Source organism: Afipia sp. MLSD5-FHT05B12 (genome assembly GCF_058793355.1).
The window spans coordinates 334,946-355,850 of sequence record NZ_JBXAFS010000004.1; the positions used below are offsets into that span (position 1 = coordinate 334,946).

The window sequence follows — 20,905 nt, forward strand, 5'->3', positions numbered from 1 at the left end:
TCAACCGCACCGCTGGCCGGATCGGAATAGCCGGAAAACTGTGCTAGAAAAGGTACGCGGATGCGTCCTCTGCATCCGGACACGGGAAGGGGTTTTCTGGGATGGCCCTGTTTCGCTTGCCCACGACGACGGCTCCGGCGCTCGCCCCGCGGGGACACGGGCTCCTGCTGCGCGCGCCGCAAATGCCGGATTACGTGCAGTGGAGCGAGCTGCGCGAAATAAGCCGGCCATTCCTGACGCCGTGGGAACCGATCTGGCCGTCCGATGACCTGACCCGTTCAGGCTTCCGCCGCCGGCTCCGCCGATACGCCGAAGATGTTGCCGAAGACAGGGCCTATCCGTTTCTGGTGTTTCGCGAGAGCGACGGCGTACTCGTCGGCGGCGTGACGCTGGCCAATGTGCGTCGCGGCATCGTGCAGGCGGGCACTCTTGGCTACTGGGTGGGGCAGCCGTATGCGGGCAAGGGGTATATGACGGCGGCGCTGCGGGTATTGCTGCCGACCCTGTTCGGCGAACTCAATCTGCACCGCATCGAGGCGGCCTGCATTCCCACCAACCAGTCCTCGATCCGGGTGCTGGAGAAGTGCGGCTTTGCCCGCGAGGGCCTGGCGCGGCGCTATCTGTGCATCAACGGGGTCTGGCAGGATCATTACCTGTATGGCCTGCTGGACGAGGATTTTCGCGGTTAACCAGCCCCGTCCATGGCCGTCTTGCGCCTTTGGTTCGCCGTCTTTGCCCTGCTATAAGTCCGTCTGATCCTTTTCCTTTTCCGAACCTTTACGATCTTCGGGGCCGACTGGAAGCAATGATGGCGGATGGCAGGCGTTTGAATCGCGCGGCAATGGCTGCGCTGGCTGTGGCAGCAGGCGCCGCGCTGTCGGGTTGCGGCGGCGGCAGCATGTTCGGCTCATCGTCCGGCAGTTCATCCACCGGCTCGTCGATCGGCAGCAGGTTCAGCCAGCTGTTCGGCTCGAAATCGCAAGAAGCCAGCACGTCGTCCACGCCATCGTCGCAGGCGACCGAGAACAGCGAACTGTCCTGCCCCAGCGTTGCGATCCGTTTCGGTGCGTCCACGCTTGCGGTCGGGACTCCGGGCAAACCGGCTTCCGGCAACGATCTGCGCTATCAGGGATCGATCACGCGCACCGCGCGCGACTGCAATCTGCAAGGCGGTCAGATCACAGCGCGGATCGGCATCATGGGGCGCATTATCGCCGGGCCTGCGGGCGCGCCTGCGACCGTTGACGTGCCGATGCGCGTCGCCGTCGTGCAGGAAGGTGCGCCGGAGAAGGTCATTGTCACCAAGGCGTTCCGGACCGCCGTGGCGATGGAAGGCGACAACACCGAATTCAGCCTCGTCGCCGAGGACGTCGTCTATCCGACGCCGACCGAAGCGGCGAACGACAAGTACATCTTCTATGTAGGCTTCGATCCGGCTGCGCTGAAGCCAGAGCCCGCGGCGCGCAAGCGTAAGAAGTAACGCACGGTGTTCATGGCCAAAGAAAAAGCCGGCCTCGAATCAACGAGGCCGGTTTTTGTGTCTGACGATGTGAACTTTTAGTTCAGCTTGCTGCGAACGTCCTGGATGCCCTTGGCGATCAGGTCGCTGGCGACCTGACCTTTGACCGATTGCGTCATGATCGACGATGCTGCGTTGACGGCGGCCTCAGCAGCGGCCGCGCGGACATCCGCGATGGCCTGGCTTTCGGCCTGGGCGATCTTGTTTTCCGCGGTCTTGGTGCGGCGGGCGACGAAATCTTCCATCTTTGTCTTGGCTTCGGACGCGATGCGCTCGGCATCGGCCTTGGCGCTGGTGATGATGTCTTGCGCTTCACGCTCGGCGCTGGCGCGGCGGGCACGATATTCGGCGACCAGCTTGTTCGCTTCTTCCTTGAGGCGGCGGGCGTCGTCGAGTTCTTTCTGGATGCGATCGCGGCGGTTATCGAGCGCTTGCAGGATCGTGCGGTGAACGCCGAAATAGCCGAACACACCCATCAGGATGACAAAAGCGACGGCGACCCAGAATTCTGCTTGGAACATCGTCGTTATCCCTTCAAGGACGCATCGACTGCGCTATCGACAGTCTTGCTGTCGGGCGCAACGCCGGTGAGGCGCTGAACGATCGCGGTGGCCGCATCGGACGCGATCGAGCGGACATTGCCCATCGCGGTCGCGCGTGTCGCAGCGATGGTCTTTTCGGCGTCGGCAAGCTTGGCGGCAAGGCTGGTTTCGAGCGCCTTGCGGTCGCTTTCGGCCTGTGCGTTCAGCTTGTCGCGAGTCTCGGATCCGATGGCCTGAGCCCGCGCCCGCGCATCGGCGAGCTCGGTTTCATAGGCTTTCAGAGCCTGATCGGACTCGTCCTTCAGCTTCTGCGCTTCGGCAAGATCATTTTCGATCACGCCTTCGCGGTTCGCTATGATGCTGCCGACGCGCGGGAGCGCGAACTTCGACACGATGAAGTACAGCAGCGCAAAGGCAATCGCGAACGACACCAGCTGCGAGGCAAACGTCTCTTTCTGGAAAGGCGGGAAGCCCGCCTTGCCATGACCGTCTGCCTCGGTGTGGGCGGTCGTGCCCTTTGCAGTGCCCTGACCCGTCGCCATGAGCGTCTCCTGTTGGCGTCAGCCGCGGCTCGATCGAGTCCGCGGCGAACGCATCATCCGGCCTGACTTAGACGGCGAACAGCAGCAGCAGCGCGATCAGCAGCGAGAAGATGCCGAGCGCTTCCGTCACGGCGAAGCCGAAGATCAGGTTTGCGAACTGGCCCTGCGAAGCCGACGGGTTGCGAAGCGCGCCGTTGAGGAACTGGCTGAAGATCATGCCGACGCCGATACCTGCGCCGCCCATGCCGAGACAAGCGATGCCGGCGCCGATGTACTTTGCTGCAACTGGATCCATGGTGAAACTCCTTCTTGGGATGTTGGTGTCAGTGGATTGAGTGAAGTCCGGCCAGTGTCTGAATTCAGTGTCCGGGATGAAGTGCGTCGTTGAGGTAGATGCAGGTCAGGATCGTGAAGACATAGGCCTGCAGGAAAGCCACGAGAAGTTCGAGGCCGGTCAGCGCGGTTGTCATCGCCAACGGCAATATCGAACCGAAAATGCCGAGAGCGCCGAGCGCGCTCAGCGACGTGACGAAGCCCGCGAACACCTTGAGGGTGATATGACCCGCCAGCATGTTTGCGAACAGACGCACGGAATGCGACACCGGCCGCGACAGGAACGAGATCACCTCGATCAGCATGATGAGCGGCAGGATATAAAGCGGAATGCCTGACGGGACGAACAGCTTGAAGAACTTGAAGCCGTTCTTGTAGAGCCCGTAGAGCAGCACGGTCAGGAACACCATCAGCGCCAGCGCCAGCGTCACGATGAGATGGCTGGTGACGGTGAAGGTGTAGGGAATGATGCCGATCATGTTCGCGGTGAGGATGAACATGAACAGCGAGAACACGAACGGGAAGAACTTCATGCCTTCGTCGCCGACGCTCTCTCTCAGCGTGTCACCGACGAATTCGTAGGAGAGTTCGGCGATGGACTGGAAGCGGCCCGGAACGAGGGCGCGCGCGGCGCTGCCGCCGATCATCAGCAGCGAAACAACGGCCACTGCGCCGAACATATAGGCGGATGAATTGGTGAACGCGATCTCCTGGCCGCCGATGTGGCCCAGCGAGAAGATCTTGTGGATCTCAAATTGATGGATCGGATCGGCCATCCACGTTCGTCTTTCATCTTTGCCGGCGTGCCGGACAGTCATACCCGCCAGCAAGCTGGCTTGAAATTCCAAGAGCGATCCCGGTGGATCCCGTCAGGAGCGATCCGATGCGTCGCGGTTCGCGACGCCGGCTGCCCGCATCACGTTGATCACGCCGGCGGTGAAGCCAAGCAGAAAAAACACGATGAGACCCCAGGGGGATGTCGACAAGAGACGGTCGATGCCCCAGCCAATGACCGCTCCGACAAGGACGCCTGCAATCAATTCGGAGGAGAGGCGAAAACCCCGTGCCATCGCGGACGCGTTGGCGGAGGCTGCCCCACTTCCTGACTGATCTGTCTGGTCTTTGCGGTTATTCCGGACTTCGGAAAGCCGATGTTTCAGACGGTCGAGCCTTGCGGAGAGCGCAGCTTCGTCGGCAGGCGGTTTGTCTCGTTCCCCTTCGCCGCGACCGTTGCTGTGCGTGCCGTTCGCCATTGCTGTCGACACCCCATGCCCCGTCGCGCGATTTCAGAGAAAAACGCCCCGCCACCCACGGAAACCGCGCGGACCATACTGACGGCCTACGGTCAAGTCAAGATTGCCTGGTTGACATGTATCGCTTTGAAATAGCTTGGAAATTCGGAGAAAAAATCGGATCTATGCGCGCACTCGCCGCACTGCGATAAGTGAAATGCACAATGTCGTGCCTGTCGGCGTGGTTTCGCTTGTTGTGATATGAGCGAAGCTTGCCGAAATCATGCAGCCGGGAGGGCTAATGGCGCGCGAGATTGACTACTATTTTTCCATCCAGTCGCCATGGGCCTATATCGGGCATGCGCTGTTTCAGGACCTCGCAGCCAGGCATCAGCTGAAGGTCAACTACAAGCCCGTTCTTCTGATCGAGGTCTTTTCCGAGACGGGCGGCTTGCCGCTGGTGAAGCGTCATCCGGCGCGGCAGCGTTATCGGATGATGGAGTTGCAGCGCTGGCGGGAGAAGCGCGGTCTCAAGTTCAATTGCAGGCCGAAGTTTTTTCCGGGCGATCCCCGGCTCGCCGATGGCGTGGCTGTTGCCGCGGTGGTCGCAGGACTTAATCCAGAGCCGTTTATGCGCCGCGCCTTCGCGGGCCTCTGGGAGCAGGAACTCAATCTTGCGGACCCGGTGACCGTGGCCCGGCTCGCCGACGAGGCAGGTCTGCCGGGCGAGAAGCTTGTCGCGCATGCGCTCTCGGATGAGATCAGTGCGACTTATGAGCAGAACCGCCAGGATGCCATTGCAGCCGGCGTCTTTGGGTCGCCCTGCTGGGTGCTCGACGGTGAGGTTTTCTGGGGCCAAGACCGGATCGAATTGCTGGCCGATGCGTTGAAATCAGGCCGTAAGGCCTACACCTCAGACGTTTGAGGTCAGGCGGCCGGGTTCGCGGCGAGGAGGTGCCGATGCGTCCAGATCACATGATTGCCGAGGCGTCATCTGCAATGAGGCTGCACCGAGCGGGGCTTGCCGCGATGGTATTGGCGGCGGCGCTGATGTCCGGCCAGGAGGCGCCCGCGCAGACGGCGCCAGATACCGAGAACGGCCGGTTCACACTGTCGCCTGTGACGGACGGATTCCTGCGGCTCGACACCCGCAACGGCGTGGTCTCGATCTGCATCAACAAGAGCGGCTGGACGTGCCGGCTGGTGCCGGACGAGCGTGCGGCGCTCGATACTGAAATCGGCCGGCTTCAGACCGACAACAAGAAGCTGCGCGAGCAATTGGCCCAGCGCGACACGGTCACCGGCAAGACCGACGCGCCACTCGCCAAGGAAGATTCGAAGAAGAGCGCGCAGGCTTCGCCTGACAATAAAGCCGCGCCCGACAAAAAGATCGAACTGCAACTGCCGCCCGAGCACGAGAAGCTGCTGGCGCTGATCGACCGGGTCTGGGATCGGCTGATCGAGATGGCGATCCGTTTTCAGAAACGGTTGTCCGAGAAAATCTGACACCACTTTCAAAAGAAAGCGGCCGCGGATTGCTCTGCGGCCGTTGTGTTTGAAAGGTCAGGCGGAGCGAGCCGCCTGACCTTCAATCGTTACTTGCTGATATCGACGTCCTTGGTTTCCGGCAGGAAGAAGAAGCCGATCACGGCCGTAATCAACGCGAAGATGATCGGATACCAGAGACCTGCGTAGATGTCGCCGGTCGAGGCCACGATCGCGAACGATGTCGCGGGCAAGAGGCCGCCGAACCAGCCGTTGCCGATGTGATAGGGCAGCGACATCGACGTGTAGCGGATCTTGGTCGGGAACAGTTCGACCAGCAGCGCCGCGATCGGGCCGTACACCATCGTGACGAAGATCACGAGGATGAACAGGAGCCCGATAAGGGCCGCAACCTGCGGACGGAAAATATCGAACGGGTTCGACATTTTCACGATTCCCGGATTGCCAGCCTTCGGGTAGCCGGCGTCCGTTACCGCTGCCAACACCAGCGGGTTCGAGGCCTTGGCGTCAGTGTAAGGCACGTCCTTGCCGTTCACCGTGACCTTGACCCCCGAACCTGCGGGACCAGGAACGGTCGAATACTTGACCGACGACTGGGAAAGGAAGGCACGTGCCGTATCGCATGGGGCCGTGAACACGCGGGTACCGACTGGGTTGAACAAGTCGCCGCAGCCCTTTGGATCCGCCACAACTTCGACCTTGATCGTCTCGATGGCCTTTTCCAGCGCAGGATTCGCGTTGGTCGTGATCATGCGGAAGATCGGGAAGAAAGTGAGTGCCGCGATCAGGCACCCCGCAAGGATGATAGGCTTGCGGCCGATCTTGTCCGACAGCGCGCCGAACACGATGAAGAATCCGGTGCCGAACACGAGCGACCATGCGATCAAGAGATTCGCAGTGTAGCCGTCGACCTTGAGGATCGATTGCAGAAAGAACAGCGCGTAGAACTGTCCGGTGTACCAGACCACGCCCTGACCCATGGTGCCGCCGATCAGCGCGATCAGCACGATCTTGGCATTGCTCCAGTTCGCGAAGGCTTCGGTTAAAGGCGCTTTCGAGCCTTTGCCTTCTTCCTTCATTTTCTGGAAGATCGGGGACTCGTTCAGCCTCAGGCGGATGACGACGGAGACGCCGAGCAGCACGACCGAGAGCAGGAACGGAATACGCCAGCCCCAGGCCGCGAACTCAGGCTCGCCGAGGATCGTTCGGGTGAAGAGAATGACCAGCAGCGACAGGAACAGGCCAAGGGTGGCGGTCGTCTGAATGAACGAGGTGTAGTAACCGCGCTTGCCGGGAGGCGAATGTTCCGCGACGTAGGTCGCGGCGCCGCCGTACTCGCCGCCGAGCGCGAGGCCCTGCAGCAGGCGAAGGCCGATCAGGATGATCGGAGCCGCGATGCCGATGGTGGCAGCGTTCGGAAGCAGGCCGACGATAAAGGTCGACAGGCCCATGATGAGAATCGTGACAAGGAAGGTATACTTGCGGCCGACGATGTCGCCGATGCGGCCGAATACGATGGCGCCGAACGGACGCACAAGGAAGCCGGCGGCGAAAGCCAGCAGCGCGAAGATGTCGCGGGTCGCCGGCGGATAGGCACTGAAGAACTGCGCGCCAATGATCGCGGCGAGCGAACCGTAAAGGTAAAAGTCATACCATTCGAAGACGGTGCCGAGTGACGATGCGAAGATGACGAAACGCTCGTCCTTCGTCATGCCGCCCGCCCGCGGCGAGGTCGTAGTCGAAGTTGTAATGGACATTCCGATGCTCCCAGATTTTTTGCTGAAAAACTCTTCTCGCGCCGGTTCTTTTCGCCGGCTCATAAGCGTGAAGTTGGCCGCAAGGTAACATCGGCGTGAAAGTTCACCCATAAGACTTTCGGCCCAGCTTGGACGGCGCGGGTCCTTGCAATGCACAATCGCAGTATTTCGCGATCAGGCACTTGTCGTTTCGCGCGGCGGGTTGCAAGACTAAAGACTAAGGTGAACACTAGAATCCAACCTAGCCATCCGGCTCACTCAGTTGTCGCAAGCGGGATAGATGACCATCGCTTCCAGTACGCATCTTGTTGTCGCCGACGATCATCCGCTCTTTCGCGACGCCTTGCGGCAAGCCGTCGCGACCGTTGTCGCATCGGCGCGGGTCGATGAAGCGGGGTCGTTTGAGGAGCTGACGGCGCTGCTCGATCGCGAATCCGATGTCGACCTGATCCTGCTCGATCTGTCGATGCCGGGGATCAGCGGCTTCTCCGGACTGATTTATCTGCGCGCGCAATTCCCGGCGATTCCTGTCGTCATCGTGTCGGCCAGCGACGATGCCGGCACCATTCGCCGGTCGATGGATTTCGGCGCGTCAGGGTTCATTCCCAAGCGATTTGGCGTCGAGACATTGCGCGACGCGATCGGCAGGGTGATGAACGGCGATGTCTGGGTTCCGGCCGATGTCGATCTCTCCGCCGCGGCTGATCCCGAGATGACCAGGTTGCGCGATCGCCTGGTGACGCTGACGCCGCAGCAGGTCCGGGTGCTGATGATGCTGTCGGAGGGCCTGCTCAACAAGCAGATCGCCTACGAGCTTGGGGTGTCGGAAGCGACCATCAAGGCGCACGTCTCCGCCATTCTGCAAAAGCTTGGCGTTGAAAGCCGGACCCAGGCGGTGATCGCCGCCGCGAAAATCGCGGGCGGAGAATGGAAACAGCCCGACCCCGCGAAGTAGCGCGGCACAGATTGGCCGTGCGCGAAACAGCTTCTGTAAAGCGATGGATCATGATTGAGGCAGTGATTTGGGATTTTGGCGGGGTGCTCACCACGTCGCCGTTCGAGGCCTTTGCGCGGTTTGAAAAAGAGCGCGGTCTTCCCCTCGATATCATCCGGCGGACCAACGCCGCGAACCACTTCGAGAATGCATGGGCGAAATTCGAGCGCGCCGAAGTGGACCTTGCAACCTTCGATGAACTGTTCGCCGCCGAATCGCTGGCGCTCGGGGCCGAAGTGCGGGGACGCGATGTCGTGCCGCTGCTGTCGGGCGATCCCCGGCCCGAGATGGTCGAGGCGTTGCGGCGCGTGAAACGGCATTTCAAGACCGGCTGCATCACCAACAATCTTCCCGCGAACGCCATCGGCAGTTCCGGCGGCCGTGCGCTCTATGTCGCGGAGACGATGGCGCTGTTCGATCATGTCATCGAGTCGGCGAAGATCGGCTTGCGCAAACCCGATCCGCGTATCTATCGGATGATGGCCGAAGCGCTTGGCGTCGATCCGGACAATTGCGTCTATCTCGACGATCTCGGCGTCAATCTGAAGCCCGCGCGGGAAATGGGCATGACCACCATCAAGGTGATCGACGGCCCGCAGGCGATCGCGGAACTGGAAGTTGCGACCGGATTGGCGTTGCGCGAGACCGAATCATTTTAAGACGTTAGGGCTGGGTAGCGGTAGACGCATCGCCTTGAGATGACTTCGCTACACCTCTCCCTAACGGGAGAGGTGTAGGTCGGGGATGCCGCGATGCTTTCATCAAATGACATGACCTACTCCGCCGCCACCGTCTGCTGCGCGCGCCACTGTGCGAGCAGCGCCCGCAGGGCCGCGGGCTTGACCGGCTTGTTGAGTACGACGATTCCGTCCTCGCGCGCGGCGTCGCGCACATGCGGGCTGCGGTCCGCGGTAATCAGAATGGCCGGGATTCCCTCGCCAAATCGCTGGCGGATATCGCGGATCGCGGCGATGCCGTTGCCGCGGTCGAGATGATAGTCGACCAGCAGTCCTGTCACCCGCTCACCGGTCACGGCAATGGCCTCCGCTGCGGTCACCGGATCGACAGCGGCGATCACCTTGGCGTCCCACCCGGTCAGCAGCGTCTTCATGCCATCGAGAATGGCGCGGTCGTTCTCGATGCAGACGATGAGGGTACCGCTTATCGGCGTCTTGGACGATATGCTGGTGCCGGACAGCGTTGCCGTATGCGTGACGGTTTTCGCAATCGGCATTGTCACGGAGAAACGCGACCCGCCATCGCGGTTCGAATCGACCACGATGCGGTGGTTCAGAACCCGCGCCAGCCGTTCGACGATGGACAGTCCGAGCCCGAGGCCGCGTGCGATCCGGGCGCCCTGATCGAGCCGGTGAAACTCCTTGAAGATCTCGGCGCGCTTGGGAACCGGAATTCCGAGGCCGGTATCGTAGATCCCGATTTCCAGCGACTTGCCTCTCCGGCGGCACCCGACCAGAACCCGGCCTTTGGGCGTGTACTTGATCGCGTTCGAAATCAGGTTTTGCAGCAGCCGCCGCAGCAGCACACGGTCGGAAGAAACCGGCAGCGAGCAGGGCACGAAGGTGAGCTTCAGCTTTCTTGCCTTCGCGATCGGGGTGAACTCGACTTCCAGCGATCGCATCAGGTCGCTCATGCGGAAGCTTGAGATCGATGGCGTCATGGCGCCGGAATCGAGCCGCGAGATATCGAGCAGCGCGCCCAGGATCTCCTCGATGGCTTCCAGCGAGTCGTCGATATTGCCGACAAGACGCGCGTCTTCGCCGCCGTCCTGCCGCTCGACCAGGCTGGTGACGTAAAGCCGTGCCGCATTGAGCGGTTGCAGAATGTCGTGGCTGGCCGCGGCAAGAAAGCGGGTCTTGGAAATGTTGGCTTCCTCGGCGGTGCTCTTGGCCCGCGCCAGTTCGCTGTTGAGCCGCGTCAGTTCCTCGGTGCGTTCACGGACGCGCTTTTCCAGCGTCGCGTTGGCGCGTTCCAGCGCTTCCGCCGCCTCAAAGCTTGGTGTGATATCGGTGAAGGTGATGACCAGTGCGCCGCCCGGCATGCGGTTGGCACGGACCTCCACAACCATGTTGCGATCGGTCAGCCGCTCCAGATACGGCTCGCCCTCGGTGGTGTAGGCGGCGAGCCTGTGTTGCAGCATGGCCGGATCGGCATTCGCGCCCTGTCCGTTGCTGCCGATAAATTCAAGAATCTCGGCGAGCGGAATGCCGATTTGCGAATACTGCGCGGGCAGGTCGAGAATCTCGCCGAACTGCTGGTTTGATGTGATGAGCTGCAGCTCCGGATTGAACACCGCGATGCCCTGGCGGACGTGGTTGAGCGCGGTTTGCAGCATCTCGCGGTTGAAATGCAGCGCGGTGTGGGCATCGTCGAGCAGTTTGAGCGCGGCCTTGGCGGACACCGCGCGCTTGCGCAGCAGCAGCGACAGCACAAGCCGCGACGATGCCGCGCCGATTGACGAGGCGATCAGATGTTCGGCGTGGCGCAGCAGGCGGAAATCCGCGGGCGCCGCGCGATCAATGTTGATGTGGTGACTGGCCGCGAAAGTTTCGAACGATTGCTGCGCGCGTTCCGGGCCGAGATACTGGGCGACGGTGGTGAGCAGATCCTGGACCGTCACCGTCGTGCGCCAGCGTCTGAAGTTCGGTGCGATCGGCGCCAGTTCGTTGGGCACGAACAGATCGGCCTGAACCCGTTCGATCGATGTCGGCTCGCGCACCAGCGACAGCACGACATAGGTCAGCAGGTTGAGTGACAGGCTCCACAGCACGCCGTGAATCAGCGGCGCCATTTCGGTGCCGAGCAACGCCCGGGGCCGCAGCGCCGCTATGCCGAACAGTCCTTCATTCAGCCAGATCACGCCGCGCGGATCGACGTCGGCGAAGCTCGGCAGGAACAGCGTGTAGGCCCACACCGCGAAGCCGATCAGCATGCCGCCCATCGCGCCGCGCGCAGTGGCGCGCCGCCAGAACAGTCCGCCGAGAAAGGCCGGCGCCAGTTGGGCGACGGCGGCGAACGACAGCAGGCCGATGGCGGCGAGCTGCGCATTGCCGAGCGCGTGGTAATAGAGATACGCCATCGCCATGATGGCGAAGATGGCGGCGCGGCGTACTTTAAGCAGAAAGCCGCCGAAGTTTGCCTTGCCGGCCTGCGCGGCGGGGCGCCGCTTCAGCACCAGCGGCACCACGATGTCGTTCGACACCATGATGGCGAGCGCCACGCATTCCACGATCACCATGGCGGTCGCGGCGGACAGGCCACCGATGAACACGATCACGCTGAGCCATGTCGCGCCGGCATGGATCGGCAGCGCCAGCACGTACATGTCGCTGTCGGATGAGCCGAACGGAAAGGTGACAAGGCCGGCAATGGCGATGGGGATCACGAACAGGTTGATCGCGACGAGATACAGCGGAAACAGCCAGCGTGCGCGGCGAACCTCGGCCTCGGTCGAGTTCTCGACGACGCTGACATGGAACTGACGCGGCAGCAGCATGATCGCCAGAAACGACAGCAGCGTCATGGCGAGGAAGTTGCCGATCGACGGCACGGCTTCGATGGCGCGCACCGCCTCCGGCGTCTTCATGGCGCGATCCCAAAGATCGGATGGCCCGAACATGACGAAGGTCACGAACGCGCCCGCCGCGATGAAGGCCACCAGCTTGACCAGCGATTCCGTCGCGACCGCCAGCATCAGGCCGTGCTGGTGCTCGGTGGCGTCGGTCTGACGCGTCCCGAATAGCACCGCGAAAGCGGCGAGTGTAACGGTGACGATGAAGGCGATGTCGCCGATATAGGGAATGCTGGAGACGTCCTGATCCTGATTGAGGATTGTTTCCAGCGACGACGCGACGGCCTTCAATTGAAGCGCGATGTAGGGCACCGAGCCGATGATGGCGATGGCGGCGGCGGTGGCGGCGACGGCCTGGCTCTTGCCGTAGCGCGCGGCGATGAAGTCGGCGATCGAGGTGATGTGCTGCGACTTCGCCAGCTGGATGATGCGCATCAGGAGCGGCGTGCAGAACGCGATCATCAGGATCGGGCCGACATAGATCGCGAGAAACTCGACGTTGGTCCGGGTCGCGAGGCCCACCGAGCCGAAGAACGTCCAGGACGTGCAGTAGATCGCAAGCGACAGCGGGTAGATGAAGGTGCCGAGGCGGCCGCGCTGAACCTGCGTCAGCCGCTCGCCGTAACTCGCGACGACGAACAGCAGGCCGATGTAGCCGAAAGCGGCAGCGATCACGCCCCAGTCATGCAGCATCGAATTGATCCCTGACATCAGGGCATGACCTTCTCCGAAAGCCGGTTCCGGCTTTTCGGGATCATGCCTGGCAACGCCGGTGGACCTTAACCCGGTCCGCTGCCGCACGCATCCGGAGTGAGGCTTGGTCCCGCTGAGCGGATAAAAATATTGGCGCCTCAGGCCGAATCAGGTACTACACGTAATGGTTGTGTTACCAATGTAACGCACTCGCGGGTCATGGGCCAGATGCTACCTATCCGGGATGCTCCGATCGCCATTATCGACGCCGACCCTTCGGTTCGTGACGCGCTGTCGCTGTTGCTGAAAATCGAAGGCTTTGCCCCGGAGGCGTTCGTAGACGGAGAGTCGTTTCTCGGGTGGCTGCAATCGTCCGCGCCGTCTTGCGTCATCCTCGATCTTCAGCTTCCGGGCCGTTCCGGCCTCGCGGTGCTGAGGCAGCTTGCCGACATACGGTTTGCGCCGCCGGTCTTCGTGATCTCCGGCCAGTCTGATGTCGCGATGGCTGTGGAAGCCATGAAGCTCGGCGCGATGGATTTTCTTGAAAAGCCGTTTTCCGCCGGCGCCATGATCGAACGCGTTCGCGAGGCTGTCCTGCTTTATCGCCGGTCGGCTGCCGGTCACATCGATGGTCTCGCCGACTTCCCGGGGATCGAGCTTCTCACCCGGCGCGAGCGGGACGTGCTGGGGCAGGTCGCCCACGGGGCATCGAACAAGGAGGCGGGTCGGCGGCTGGGCATCAGTCCGCGTACCATCGAGGTTCACCGCGCGCGCATCATGGACAAGCTGGGCGCGCGGAATGCGGCCGACCTGATGCGGATCGTATTGTCGAACGCGCCGGCAATGGCACGGCAGCTCGTCAAGGCCGGTTAGCGTCAAAAGGGCGTGGTCTCTTGAGCCGCCGTCTTATTCCGCGGCCACCATTCAGCGGCCACTATTCAGCAGCCATGGGCTTGGCGTGCAGCGGCAGACCGAGCTGCTCCCAGACCTGGACCAGCGCTTCCGCGAGCTGATCGATCAGCACGTCGTCATGATACGGCGACGGCGTGATGCGCAGCCGCTCCGACCCCTTGGGCACGGTCGGGTAGTTGATCGGCTGAATGTAGATGCCGTGCTCCTCGAGCAGGATGTCGCACGCTTTCTTGCAGCGTTCCGGATCGCCCACGAACAGCGGCACGATATGCGTGTCGCTCGACATCACCGGCAAACCGGCCGCAGTCAGAATGGCCTTGAGCCGCGCCGCGCGGTCCTGATGACGCTCGCGCTCCCAGCTCGATGATTTCAGATGCTTGATCGCGGCGGTCGCGGCCGAGCAGATCGCAGGCGGAAGTGCGGTGGTGAAAATGAAGCCCGGCGCATAGGAGCGGACGGCGTCGACGAGCTTGGCGCTGCCGGCAATGTAGCCGCCGAGGCAGCCGAACGCCTTGGCCAGCGTGCCCTCCAGAATATCGATCCGGTGCATCACGCCGTCGCGCTCCGCGATACCGCCGCCACGCGGGCCGTACATGCCGACCGCATGAACCTCATCGACATAAGTCATCGCGCCATAGCGCTCGGCGAGGTCGCAGATTTTCGCCAGCGGCGCCACGTCGCCGTCCATCGAGTAAAGGCTTTCGCACACGATCAGCGTCGGTCGGCCCGGATGGGCGCGCAGCAATTCCTCGAGATGCGCAACGTCGTTGTGACGGAACACGATGTATTCGGTGCCCGACTGGCGGATGCCCTCGATCATCGAATTGTGGTTCAGCGCGTCCGACAGGATCAGGCAATTCGGAATCAGCTTCGCCAGCGTCGCGATGCCGGTCTGGTTGGAAACATAGCCCGAGGTGAAAACCAGCGCCGCTTCCTTGCCGTGCAGATCGGCGAGCTCCTGCTCAAGCTGGATCAGGGAATGGTTGTTGCCCGCGATGTTGCGGGTGCCGCCGGCGCCGGTCCCGGTGCGGGTGGCGGTCTCGACCATCGCGCCCACCACCTTGGGATGCTGGCCCATGCCGAGATAGTCGTTGGAACACCACATCACGATGTTGCGCTGGCCCTTGGGCGAGTGCCACACGGCATGCGGAAAACGGCCGGCGATCCGCTCCAGATCGGCGAACACACGATAACGCCGCTCGTCATGGAGGCGGCTGAGGGCGTCATCGAAGAACTTGTTGTAATCCATCACAAAAACCCTGGATAGGGACCCGGATTACGGCAGCCGGCCCGGGGGTTTACCAAGGGGTCTTCTGTCGCGCGCAGGGTCTTTTTAGAGCTTTTCCAGGTTTAATGTCGAGGCTGTTTTCGCCGGTCTTGTATGCGGCTGGCGAGGAGTTGATCGGGATCATCCAGCCAGTCCGGTGCGCCGGTACCGAGATCAGGCCGCCGTGAAGCGCAGCACGCCGTCCGCGCCGAGATTGGATTTCAGACGGCCGTGGGCCAGCATGTGATTGACATGCGCGATCAGTTCGCCGGCGGCAAAGCCGGTCTGGTGGGCGTCCAGAACATGCTTGTGAAACACCACGGGCACGAGTTCCGCCGAGGTCTTCGGCGACGCGCGGCAGGCATCGGCGATCAGCTGGCAGCGCTCTTCATGATGATCCGCAAGCTGCTTGATCCGGGTCTTCACCCCGTAGAACGGAACACCGTGACCGGGCAGAACGAGAACGTCGTCGCGCAGCAGGCCTGTAAGCTCCGCGAGCGAGGTGAGGTACTCGCCGAGTGAATTTGCCTCAGGCTCGACCGCCCACACGCTGACATTCGGAGAAATCTTGCTCAGCACCTGATCCGCCGACAGGAAGATGTTGTCGGCGGCGCAATAGAGCATGACCTGATCGAGCGCATGGCCGCCGCCGGTGATGACCCTGAACTTTCGCGAACCGATGGTGATCTCGTCGCCCTTCGACAGGCGGTGAAAGGAGGCCGGAAGGATCGACACGCGCGCGAGGTAATCCATGCCCCGGCCGAGCAGCGCTTCGGTGATTTCCTCATCCATGCCGTGGCGGCGGAAGAACAGCCGCTGCGCCATCTTGCGCTCGGGTGAGCCGCGGTGCTGGTGATACGCAGCTTGCAGGTATTCGACCTGCGACATGTGAAGCTCACAGTTGAAGCGCTCGACGACCCAGCCCGCGAGTCCCACGTGATCGGGATGCGCATGCGTCACGATCAGCTTCGTGATCCTGAAACCCTTCAACGGGCCCTCGAACAGCACTGTCCATGCCGCGATCGTGGCTTCGTTGCCGATGCCGGTATCGATCATGGTCCAGCCGTCGCCGTCCGCGAGCAGGTAGATGTTCACATGGTTGAGGCGGAACGGCAGGGTGAGCCGCACCCACATCAAGCCAGGCGCGATCTCGATCGCTTCATCTGGCCTGGGCGGCGTCTCGATCGGATAGCGAAGGCCATCCGGAGCTGCGGTCAATGGGGCGGTTTTGGTATGCATCGTCTCGCAATCGTGTTTTTCAGGCCCGGCTTAACGCGGCAAACCTCGCTGCGCTAGTGTTCCGGCCAGCCAAAACTCTCGTTTTACGAGGCGCGCCGGCATGGTTGCCATGCAGGCAGCCATGCCTTGGCGTTTCCTTCGCGTTTCCTTGGCGTTTGAAACAGCGTCAGGAGGCGGCTGCGCCAGACACGGTGGCTGCGGCGGGCTTGGCGTCCACGCGGGCATGGCCGTGCTGCTTCGCATCGTCGAGCTTCGACTTGATGCCGAGGCGATCCAATAGATTGGCGTCGCGTTCGGTCTGCGGGTTCTTCGTGGTCAGCAGTACGTCGCCGATGAAGATCGAATTCGCACCGGCCACGAAGCAAAGCGCCTGCAATTCGTCGGTCATGTACTGGCGGCCGGCCGACAGGCGAACGACGCTGCACGGCATCATGATGCGCGCAACCGCGATCATGCGCACCAGCGCGATCGGATCGGGACGCTCGGCGGTGTCGTTAACCGGCACACCCTTGACCTCGTTCCACATGTTGATCGGAACGCTCTCCGGATGCTCGGGAAGATTGGCCAGCAGCGCCAGCATGCCGAGACGGTCATCGACCTGCTCGCCCATGCCGATGATGCCGCCGCAGCAGACCTTGAGGCCGGCTTCGCGCGCGGACGCCAGTGTGTCGATGCGGTCCTGCATCGTGCGCGTGGTGATGATCTTGCCGTAGAACTCCGGCGAGGTGTCGACGTTGTGATTGTAGAAGTCGAGGCCGGCATCGTGCAGCCGCTTCGCCTGCTTGTCGGTCAGCATGCCGAGCGTGACGCAGGTCTCCATGCCGAGATCCTTCACGGCGCTGACCATGTCGCAGACCGTGTCGAGATCCTTGTCCTTTGGATTGCGCCACGCCGCCGCCATGCAGAAGCGTTCCGCTCCGGCTTCCTTGGCGCGCCTTGCGGTCTCGACGACGCTGTCGTGATCCATCAGCTTCGTGGCCTTGAGGCCGGTGTCGTACTTGGCGCTCTGCGAACAGTAGCCGCAGTCCTCCGGACAGCCGCCGGTCTTGATGCTGAGCAGGCTCGCGGTTTCGACGTGATTGGGATCGAAGTTGCGGCGGTGAATGCTCTGCGCCTGGAAGATCAGATCCGCGAAGGGGAGATCGTAAAGCGCCTGCGCTTCGGCGCGGGTCCAGTCGTTGCGCGGCTCGATCAACGCATCGCGCCCAACCGAAACTCCGCCCTTCACATCCGAACCCGGCACCATGCTCATGCGCTAACCCCTTGCGTGCGAAACCCTAAGTCTCGTTCTGGCGGACAGCACGAGATGCCCTGAGGCAACCCGCATTTTGATGTCCTGAGAGATAAACAAGGACCATGGGGACCAGGAAGAGTCAATCTGGACCCGGGCCGCCGGGCGAACGCAGCTATGCCTCACGGCATAGCGCGTAAACGCAATAATGCGGTTACGCCGCCCGGATGTTGAGCAGGAAGGCGTCGACCTCAGCGCGCAGCGTATCGGCTTCGCGGCGAAGTTCGCTCGAAGCGTTCAGCACTTCGCCGGCCGCGGTTCCAGCCTCGCTCGAGGCGCGGCTCACGCCGACGATGTTGCTCGACACTTCCGAAGTGCCGCTCGCGGCATGCTGGATGTTGCGCGCGATCTCGCGGGTCGCCGCACCCTGCTCCTCGACGGCCGCGGCGATGGCCGTGGTGACCTCGTTGATCTCGCCGATGGTGGAGCCGATGTTGCGGATGGCGCTGACCGCCGATGCCGTGACGTTCTGCATGCTTGCGATCTGGGTGCGGATTTCGTCCGTCGCCTTCGCGGTCTGCTCGGCGAGGCTTTTCACTTCCGACGCCACGACGGCGAAACCGCGCCCGGCTTCGCCGGCGCGCGCGGCCTCGATGGTGGCGTTGAGCGCGAGCAGGTTGGTCTGCGATGCGATCTCCTGAATGAGATCGACGACGCTGCTGATGCGGTTTGCATTGTCGGCGAGGCCCTGCATGGTGGTGTCGGTCTTGCCGGCCTCGGTCACGGCGTTGGCGGCGATCCTGGTCGAACTCGTAACCTGTCGGCTGATCTCCTGGATCGACGATGACAACTCCTCGGTGCCGGCGGAAACCGTCTGCACGTTGACCGAGGTTTCCTCGGCGGCCGACGCGACGGTGTTCACCAGCGCGCTGGAATGTTCGGCGGAGGTCGACATGCTCTCCGCCGTCGCTTGCATCACGTTGGCGGAGGTCATCAGGCTTTCGAGCGCGGCGCGGACCTTGTCCTCGAAGTTCACGATCTGCTTTTCGATTCGCGATGCACGTTCGGCCTTGGCGAGGCGGTCCTGGTCCTGTTCGCTGCTCAGCGTGCGCGAGCGGATCATGCTGTCGCGGAACACCTCCAGCGAACCGGCCATCACGGCGATTTCGTCCTGCTGACGGCCGCGCTTCACCTCGGCGTCGAGATCGCCTTCGGACAGCCGGTGCATCACGTCTTGCAGGTTGCCGATGCGGCCAAGGATGTTGCGGCCGACATAAAGCCAGACGAACAGGGCCGATCCGATCAGCGTCAGTGCGCCGAGCGCGAGCATCACCATTGTCGCCAGGGTGATCTTGCTGCCTGCCATCGTGGTGACGGCGGTGGTGTGGGATTGCACGTCCTCCACGAGCTTCTTGACGCTCATTTCGAGGCCGCGATTGAGCTTGCGGGTTTCGTCGACAATAAGCTGGCCGTATTCGTTCGCGTCCATTTCCTTCTGGCGAACCTTGAAAGTGCCGGTTTTGCCGTCCGCCAGCGCGACGACCTTGAGCAGCGGCTCGCGAATCGTTTCGCCGGCATCGCCCTTCTTTATGCTGTCGAGTTTGTAGAGTGCATTCTTCTTTTTGGAGTCAAACGACTCCTGAAGCGTGGACAAGGCATCGCTGCTTTGCGCGGCCAGTGCCGCGGTCATGTCGGACGCCATCAGGTTGCCGTCGGTAATGATATTGCCAAGCAGGTCGACGGCGCGGGCGGCATCCAGCGCATCGTTTTGCGAGAAATTGGCGGACCCCAGAATGGCGTTCATCTGGGTCTGGGCGTCGAGCATGGCGAGCGCCGCGGCGGAGAGAAATTCGTTATGGGCTTTGCGCAGCGCCGCGGCCTGCGTCTCGCGCATGGCCGCGACTTCGAGCCGTTCCTTGGCGGCGGCTCCGATGCTGCCGACCATGTCGCCGATGCTTTTGCTGATCTCGTTCATCGCGTCCATGACGGGCTTGTCGGCCCCGAGCCGGGCAATCTCTGCGAGTTTCTCCGCAACGATCCGCTGCGTGTTCTGCATTTCGGCCGCGCGCTCCTTCAGCGTGGCGTCGCTGTCGGATGCGAGCAAGGCCTGGCCTTGATTGGACAGGCTGGCGCTTTGCGCCGAGAGCTGGAGGCTTGCAGCAAGCCGCGGGATATCGTTGCCGCTGAGGGCATTCATGATGCCGCCGAGCTGGCTGAGCAGGACGCTCGCACTAATGCTGATGACGATCGCCATGCCGGCGATGACCGCGAAGGCCAGGAAGAGACTTCCCCGGACGCCAAGCTTCAGGCTTGGCAATTTAAAACGAAACTGATTTTTTCCGACCTTGAACCGCAAAGCCATAACCCGAATCCCCCGATTCCCCGTAAAACCACGCGCGGGCGGAGTATCCGGATGCCTGGTTAAAAATTTCGGGAACTGGGGGCGTTTCTGCCAAAAATTTCGTGCAGAGCTGCAATGCGAGGCTTTTAAGAGGGCTGGTGCTGCCAGACAGGATTGAACTGTCGACCTCTCCATTACCAATGGAGTGCTCTACCACTGAGCTACGGCAGCGAACGCCAGACAAGAAAGAGCCAGAACCGTACCATGTACGTGAATCAGCTAAAGAGCCTCTAAAGGCGCGCGTTCCTTTGCCATAAGGCAACTGGCGGTGCAAGCACCGAGCGGCCCGTTCTTGTCCCGAGCCGCCGGAACTCAGGCTGAAACAGCCTTGGCGGGCTTGTATTTTGCCAGTTCGGGGCCGATCCGGGCGCTCATCTGGGTGCTCAACGCCTCCAGGGCCTTGAAGGGACGGATCATCACCTCGAACTCGATGATTTTTCCGGCGGAATCGAATTTCACCAGATCGACCCCTTTCAGGCGCAGGTCGCCGATATTGGCGCTGAATTCCAGCGCCACGTCGTGCGTCCCGGCCGCGAAGGTGCGGTGATAGCGGAAATTCTCGAAAATCTGCACGACCGCGCCGAGAATCAGCAGGCTGGCCGGACGCCCCGGAATCGGCAGATGGACGAACGGCGAACGGAACACGGTGGTTTCGGCGAACAACGGCCGCAGCACGTCCTCGCTTTTGGTCTCCACGAAACGATGCCAGCCCTTGAGCGTCTCCTGCGCCGAGGGCGCCAGTCCCGGTGCGTCAGCCATCATCACATTCTCCCCGCCACATCGCCTGCCGTATCCGATATAAAATAGTTCTTCACACCGGCGATACCCGGTCAAGGAAACCTGCAAGCAGGCCTGTCATGACGGACGACGTCACAAATGAGAGCAACGCCAAATCGGCCCGCAACGAGCGGCTGAAATCGGCGCTGCGCGACAATTTGAAACGCCGGAAGACGCAGGCGCGCGGCCGCGCCGGAATGGCGATCGTCACGCCCGATGACGATGCCAGGGTGCGGGACGATGCACCGGGCATGGGTCCGCACAGACACGACAGCGACCACTAACTTACTGCCATTCAACCATCGCTTGATTGTTTGGCGGACAGACACAATCTAGCTTGAAAGCAATCTCCAACGAGGGCGATCGCTGAT

General features: G+C 62.1%; 20 protein-coding genes and 1 tRNA gene. 8 read left to right on the forward strand and 13 right to left on the reverse strand.

The features are described from left to right. The first annotated feature begins 101 nt into the window (after positions 1-101). Both AC1Q6J_RS08695 and AC1Q6J_RS08700 read left to right on the forward strand, forming a co-directional pair. Positions 102-689, forward strand: coding sequence for a GNAT family N-acetyltransferase (locus tag AC1Q6J_RS08695; RefSeq protein ID WP_492278908.1), 588 nt, complete (start codon positions 102-104; stop codon positions 687-689). A 119-nt stretch (positions 690-808) separates the two neighbouring features. After that, positions 809-1,480 carry a hypothetical protein gene (locus AC1Q6J_RS08700; RefSeq protein WP_492278909.1) on the forward strand — a complete coding sequence of 224 codons (672 nt, stop codon included), beginning with the start codon at positions 809-811 and terminating at the stop codon, positions 1,478-1,480. Between the two features lie 77 nt (positions 1,481-1,557). Here the strand turns inward: AC1Q6J_RS08700 and AC1Q6J_RS08705 are convergent, their stop codons facing one another. The 5 genes from AC1Q6J_RS08705 to AC1Q6J_RS08725 form a co-directional block, all read right to left on the reverse strand. Then, complete coding sequence (locus AC1Q6J_RS08705; RefSeq protein ID WP_492278910.1) at positions 1,558-2,040, reverse strand: F0F1 ATP synthase subunit B family protein; 483 nt, start codon at positions 2,038-2,040, stop codon at positions 1,558-1,560. A gap of 5 nt (positions 2,041-2,045) precedes the next feature. Next, the gene (locus tag AC1Q6J_RS08710) at positions 2,046-2,603 is read right to left on the reverse strand and encodes a F0F1 ATP synthase subunit B family protein (RefSeq protein WP_492278911.1); all 558 of its coding nucleotides are present in this window, start codon (positions 2,601-2,603) and stop codon (positions 2,046-2,048) included. A 67-nt stretch (positions 2,604-2,670) separates the two neighbouring features. Further along, entirely contained in the window at positions 2,671-2,898 is a 228-nt protein-coding gene (locus AC1Q6J_RS08715; protein WP_006022884.1) for a F0F1 ATP synthase subunit C, read from the reverse strand. 64 nt (positions 2,899-2,962) lie between these two features. Next, positions 2,963-3,712, reverse strand: coding sequence for a F0F1 ATP synthase subunit A (locus AC1Q6J_RS08720; protein ID WP_492278912.1), 750 nt, complete (start codon positions 3,710-3,712; stop codon positions 2,963-2,965). A gap of 93 nt (positions 3,713-3,805) precedes the next feature. Beyond that, a complete protein-coding gene (locus AC1Q6J_RS08725; protein WP_492278973.1) occupies positions 3,806-4,189 on the reverse strand; it encodes an AtpZ/AtpI family protein in 384 nt (127 codons plus the stop codon). Positions 4,190-4,469: 280 nt separating this feature from the next. Here AC1Q6J_RS08725 and AC1Q6J_RS08730 point away from each other — a divergent pair, with 280 nt between their 5' ends. Together AC1Q6J_RS08730 and AC1Q6J_RS08735 are read left to right on the forward strand one after the other, a co-directional pair. Next, a complete protein-coding gene (locus AC1Q6J_RS08730) occupies positions 4,470-5,093 on the forward strand; it encodes a 2-hydroxychromene-2-carboxylate isomerase (protein ID WP_492278913.1) in 624 nt (207 codons plus the stop codon). A gap of 74 nt (positions 5,094-5,167) precedes the next feature. Then, a complete protein-coding gene (locus AC1Q6J_RS08735; protein ID WP_492278974.1) occupies positions 5,168-5,674 on the forward strand; it encodes a hypothetical protein in 507 nt (168 codons plus the stop codon). 89 nt (positions 5,675-5,763) lie between these two features. On the opposite strand, the gene AC1Q6J_RS08740 is transcribed toward AC1Q6J_RS08735, so the two are convergent. Then, entirely contained in the window at positions 5,764-7,431 is a 1,668-nt protein-coding gene (locus AC1Q6J_RS08740) for an MFS transporter (protein WP_492278914.1), read from the reverse strand. 280 nt (positions 7,432-7,711) lie between these two features. On the opposite strand from AC1Q6J_RS08740, the gene AC1Q6J_RS08745 reads away from it, so the two are divergent. Together AC1Q6J_RS08745 and AC1Q6J_RS08750 are read left to right on the forward strand one after the other, a co-directional pair. Beyond that, the gene (locus AC1Q6J_RS08745; protein ID WP_492278915.1) at positions 7,712-8,386 is read left to right on the forward strand and encodes a response regulator; all 675 of its coding nucleotides are present in this window, start codon (positions 7,712-7,714) and stop codon (positions 8,384-8,386) included. A 50-nt stretch (positions 8,387-8,436) separates the two neighbouring features. Beyond that, on the forward strand, positions 8,437-9,084 hold the full coding sequence (locus AC1Q6J_RS08750; RefSeq protein WP_492278916.1) for an HAD-IA family hydrolase: 648 nt from the start codon (positions 8,437-8,439) through the stop codon (positions 9,082-9,084). Between the two features lie 116 nt (positions 9,085-9,200). Here AC1Q6J_RS08750 and AC1Q6J_RS08755 read toward each other — a convergent pair whose 3' ends face one another. Continuing rightward, positions 9,201-12,707 carry a PAS domain-containing hybrid sensor histidine kinase/response regulator gene (locus tag AC1Q6J_RS08755; protein WP_492278975.1) on the reverse strand — a complete coding sequence of 1,169 codons (3,507 nt, stop codon included), beginning with the start codon at positions 12,705-12,707 and terminating at the stop codon, positions 9,201-9,203. 219 nt (positions 12,708-12,926) lie between these two features. Between AC1Q6J_RS08755 and AC1Q6J_RS08760 the strand changes: the two genes are divergently transcribed. After that, positions 12,927-13,580, forward strand: a complete 654-nt coding sequence (locus AC1Q6J_RS08760; RefSeq protein ID WP_492278917.1) for a response regulator transcription factor — start codon at positions 12,927-12,929, stop codon at positions 13,578-13,580. A 61-nt stretch (positions 13,581-13,641) separates the two neighbouring features. Here the strand turns inward: AC1Q6J_RS08760 and hemA are convergent, their stop codons facing one another. The 6 genes from hemA to AC1Q6J_RS08790 all read right to left on the reverse strand — a co-directional run bounded on the left by hemA (position 13,642) and on the right by AC1Q6J_RS08790 (position 20,519). Beyond that, positions 13,642-14,868 (reverse strand): 5-aminolevulinate synthase, encoded by a 1,227-nt coding sequence (gene hemA, locus AC1Q6J_RS08765; protein ID WP_492278918.1) that lies wholly within the window; start codon positions 14,866-14,868, stop codon positions 13,642-13,644. 192 nt (positions 14,869-15,060) lie between these two features. Continuing rightward, positions 15,061-16,125, reverse strand: coding sequence for an MBL fold metallo-hydrolase (locus tag AC1Q6J_RS08770; protein WP_492278919.1), 1,065 nt, complete (start codon positions 16,123-16,125; stop codon positions 15,061-15,063). Positions 16,126-16,291: 166 nt separating this feature from the next. Further along, on the reverse strand, positions 16,292-17,371 hold the full coding sequence (bioB, locus tag AC1Q6J_RS08775; RefSeq protein WP_492278976.1) for a biotin synthase BioB: 1,080 nt from the start codon (positions 17,369-17,371) through the stop codon (positions 16,292-16,294). A 199-nt stretch (positions 17,372-17,570) separates the two neighbouring features. After that, on the reverse strand, positions 17,571-19,718 hold the full coding sequence (locus AC1Q6J_RS08780) for a methyl-accepting chemotaxis protein (RefSeq protein ID WP_492278920.1): 2,148 nt from the start codon (positions 19,716-19,718) through the stop codon (positions 17,571-17,573). Between the two features lie 135 nt (positions 19,719-19,853). Next, positions 19,854-19,928 (reverse strand) — tRNA-Thr (locus AC1Q6J_RS08785). Between the two features lie 141 nt (positions 19,929-20,069). Continuing rightward, the gene (locus AC1Q6J_RS08790; protein ID WP_492278921.1) at positions 20,070-20,519 is read right to left on the reverse strand and encodes a nuclear transport factor 2-like protein; all 450 of its coding nucleotides are present in this window, start codon (positions 20,517-20,519) and stop codon (positions 20,070-20,072) included. Between the two features lie 95 nt (positions 20,520-20,614). Between AC1Q6J_RS08790 and AC1Q6J_RS08795 the strand changes: the two genes are divergently transcribed. Beyond that, positions 20,615-20,818 carry a hypothetical protein gene (locus AC1Q6J_RS08795; RefSeq protein ID WP_492278922.1) on the forward strand — a complete coding sequence of 68 codons (204 nt, stop codon included), beginning with the start codon at positions 20,615-20,617 and terminating at the stop codon, positions 20,816-20,818. Positions 20,819-20,905: the final 87 nt, after the last annotated feature.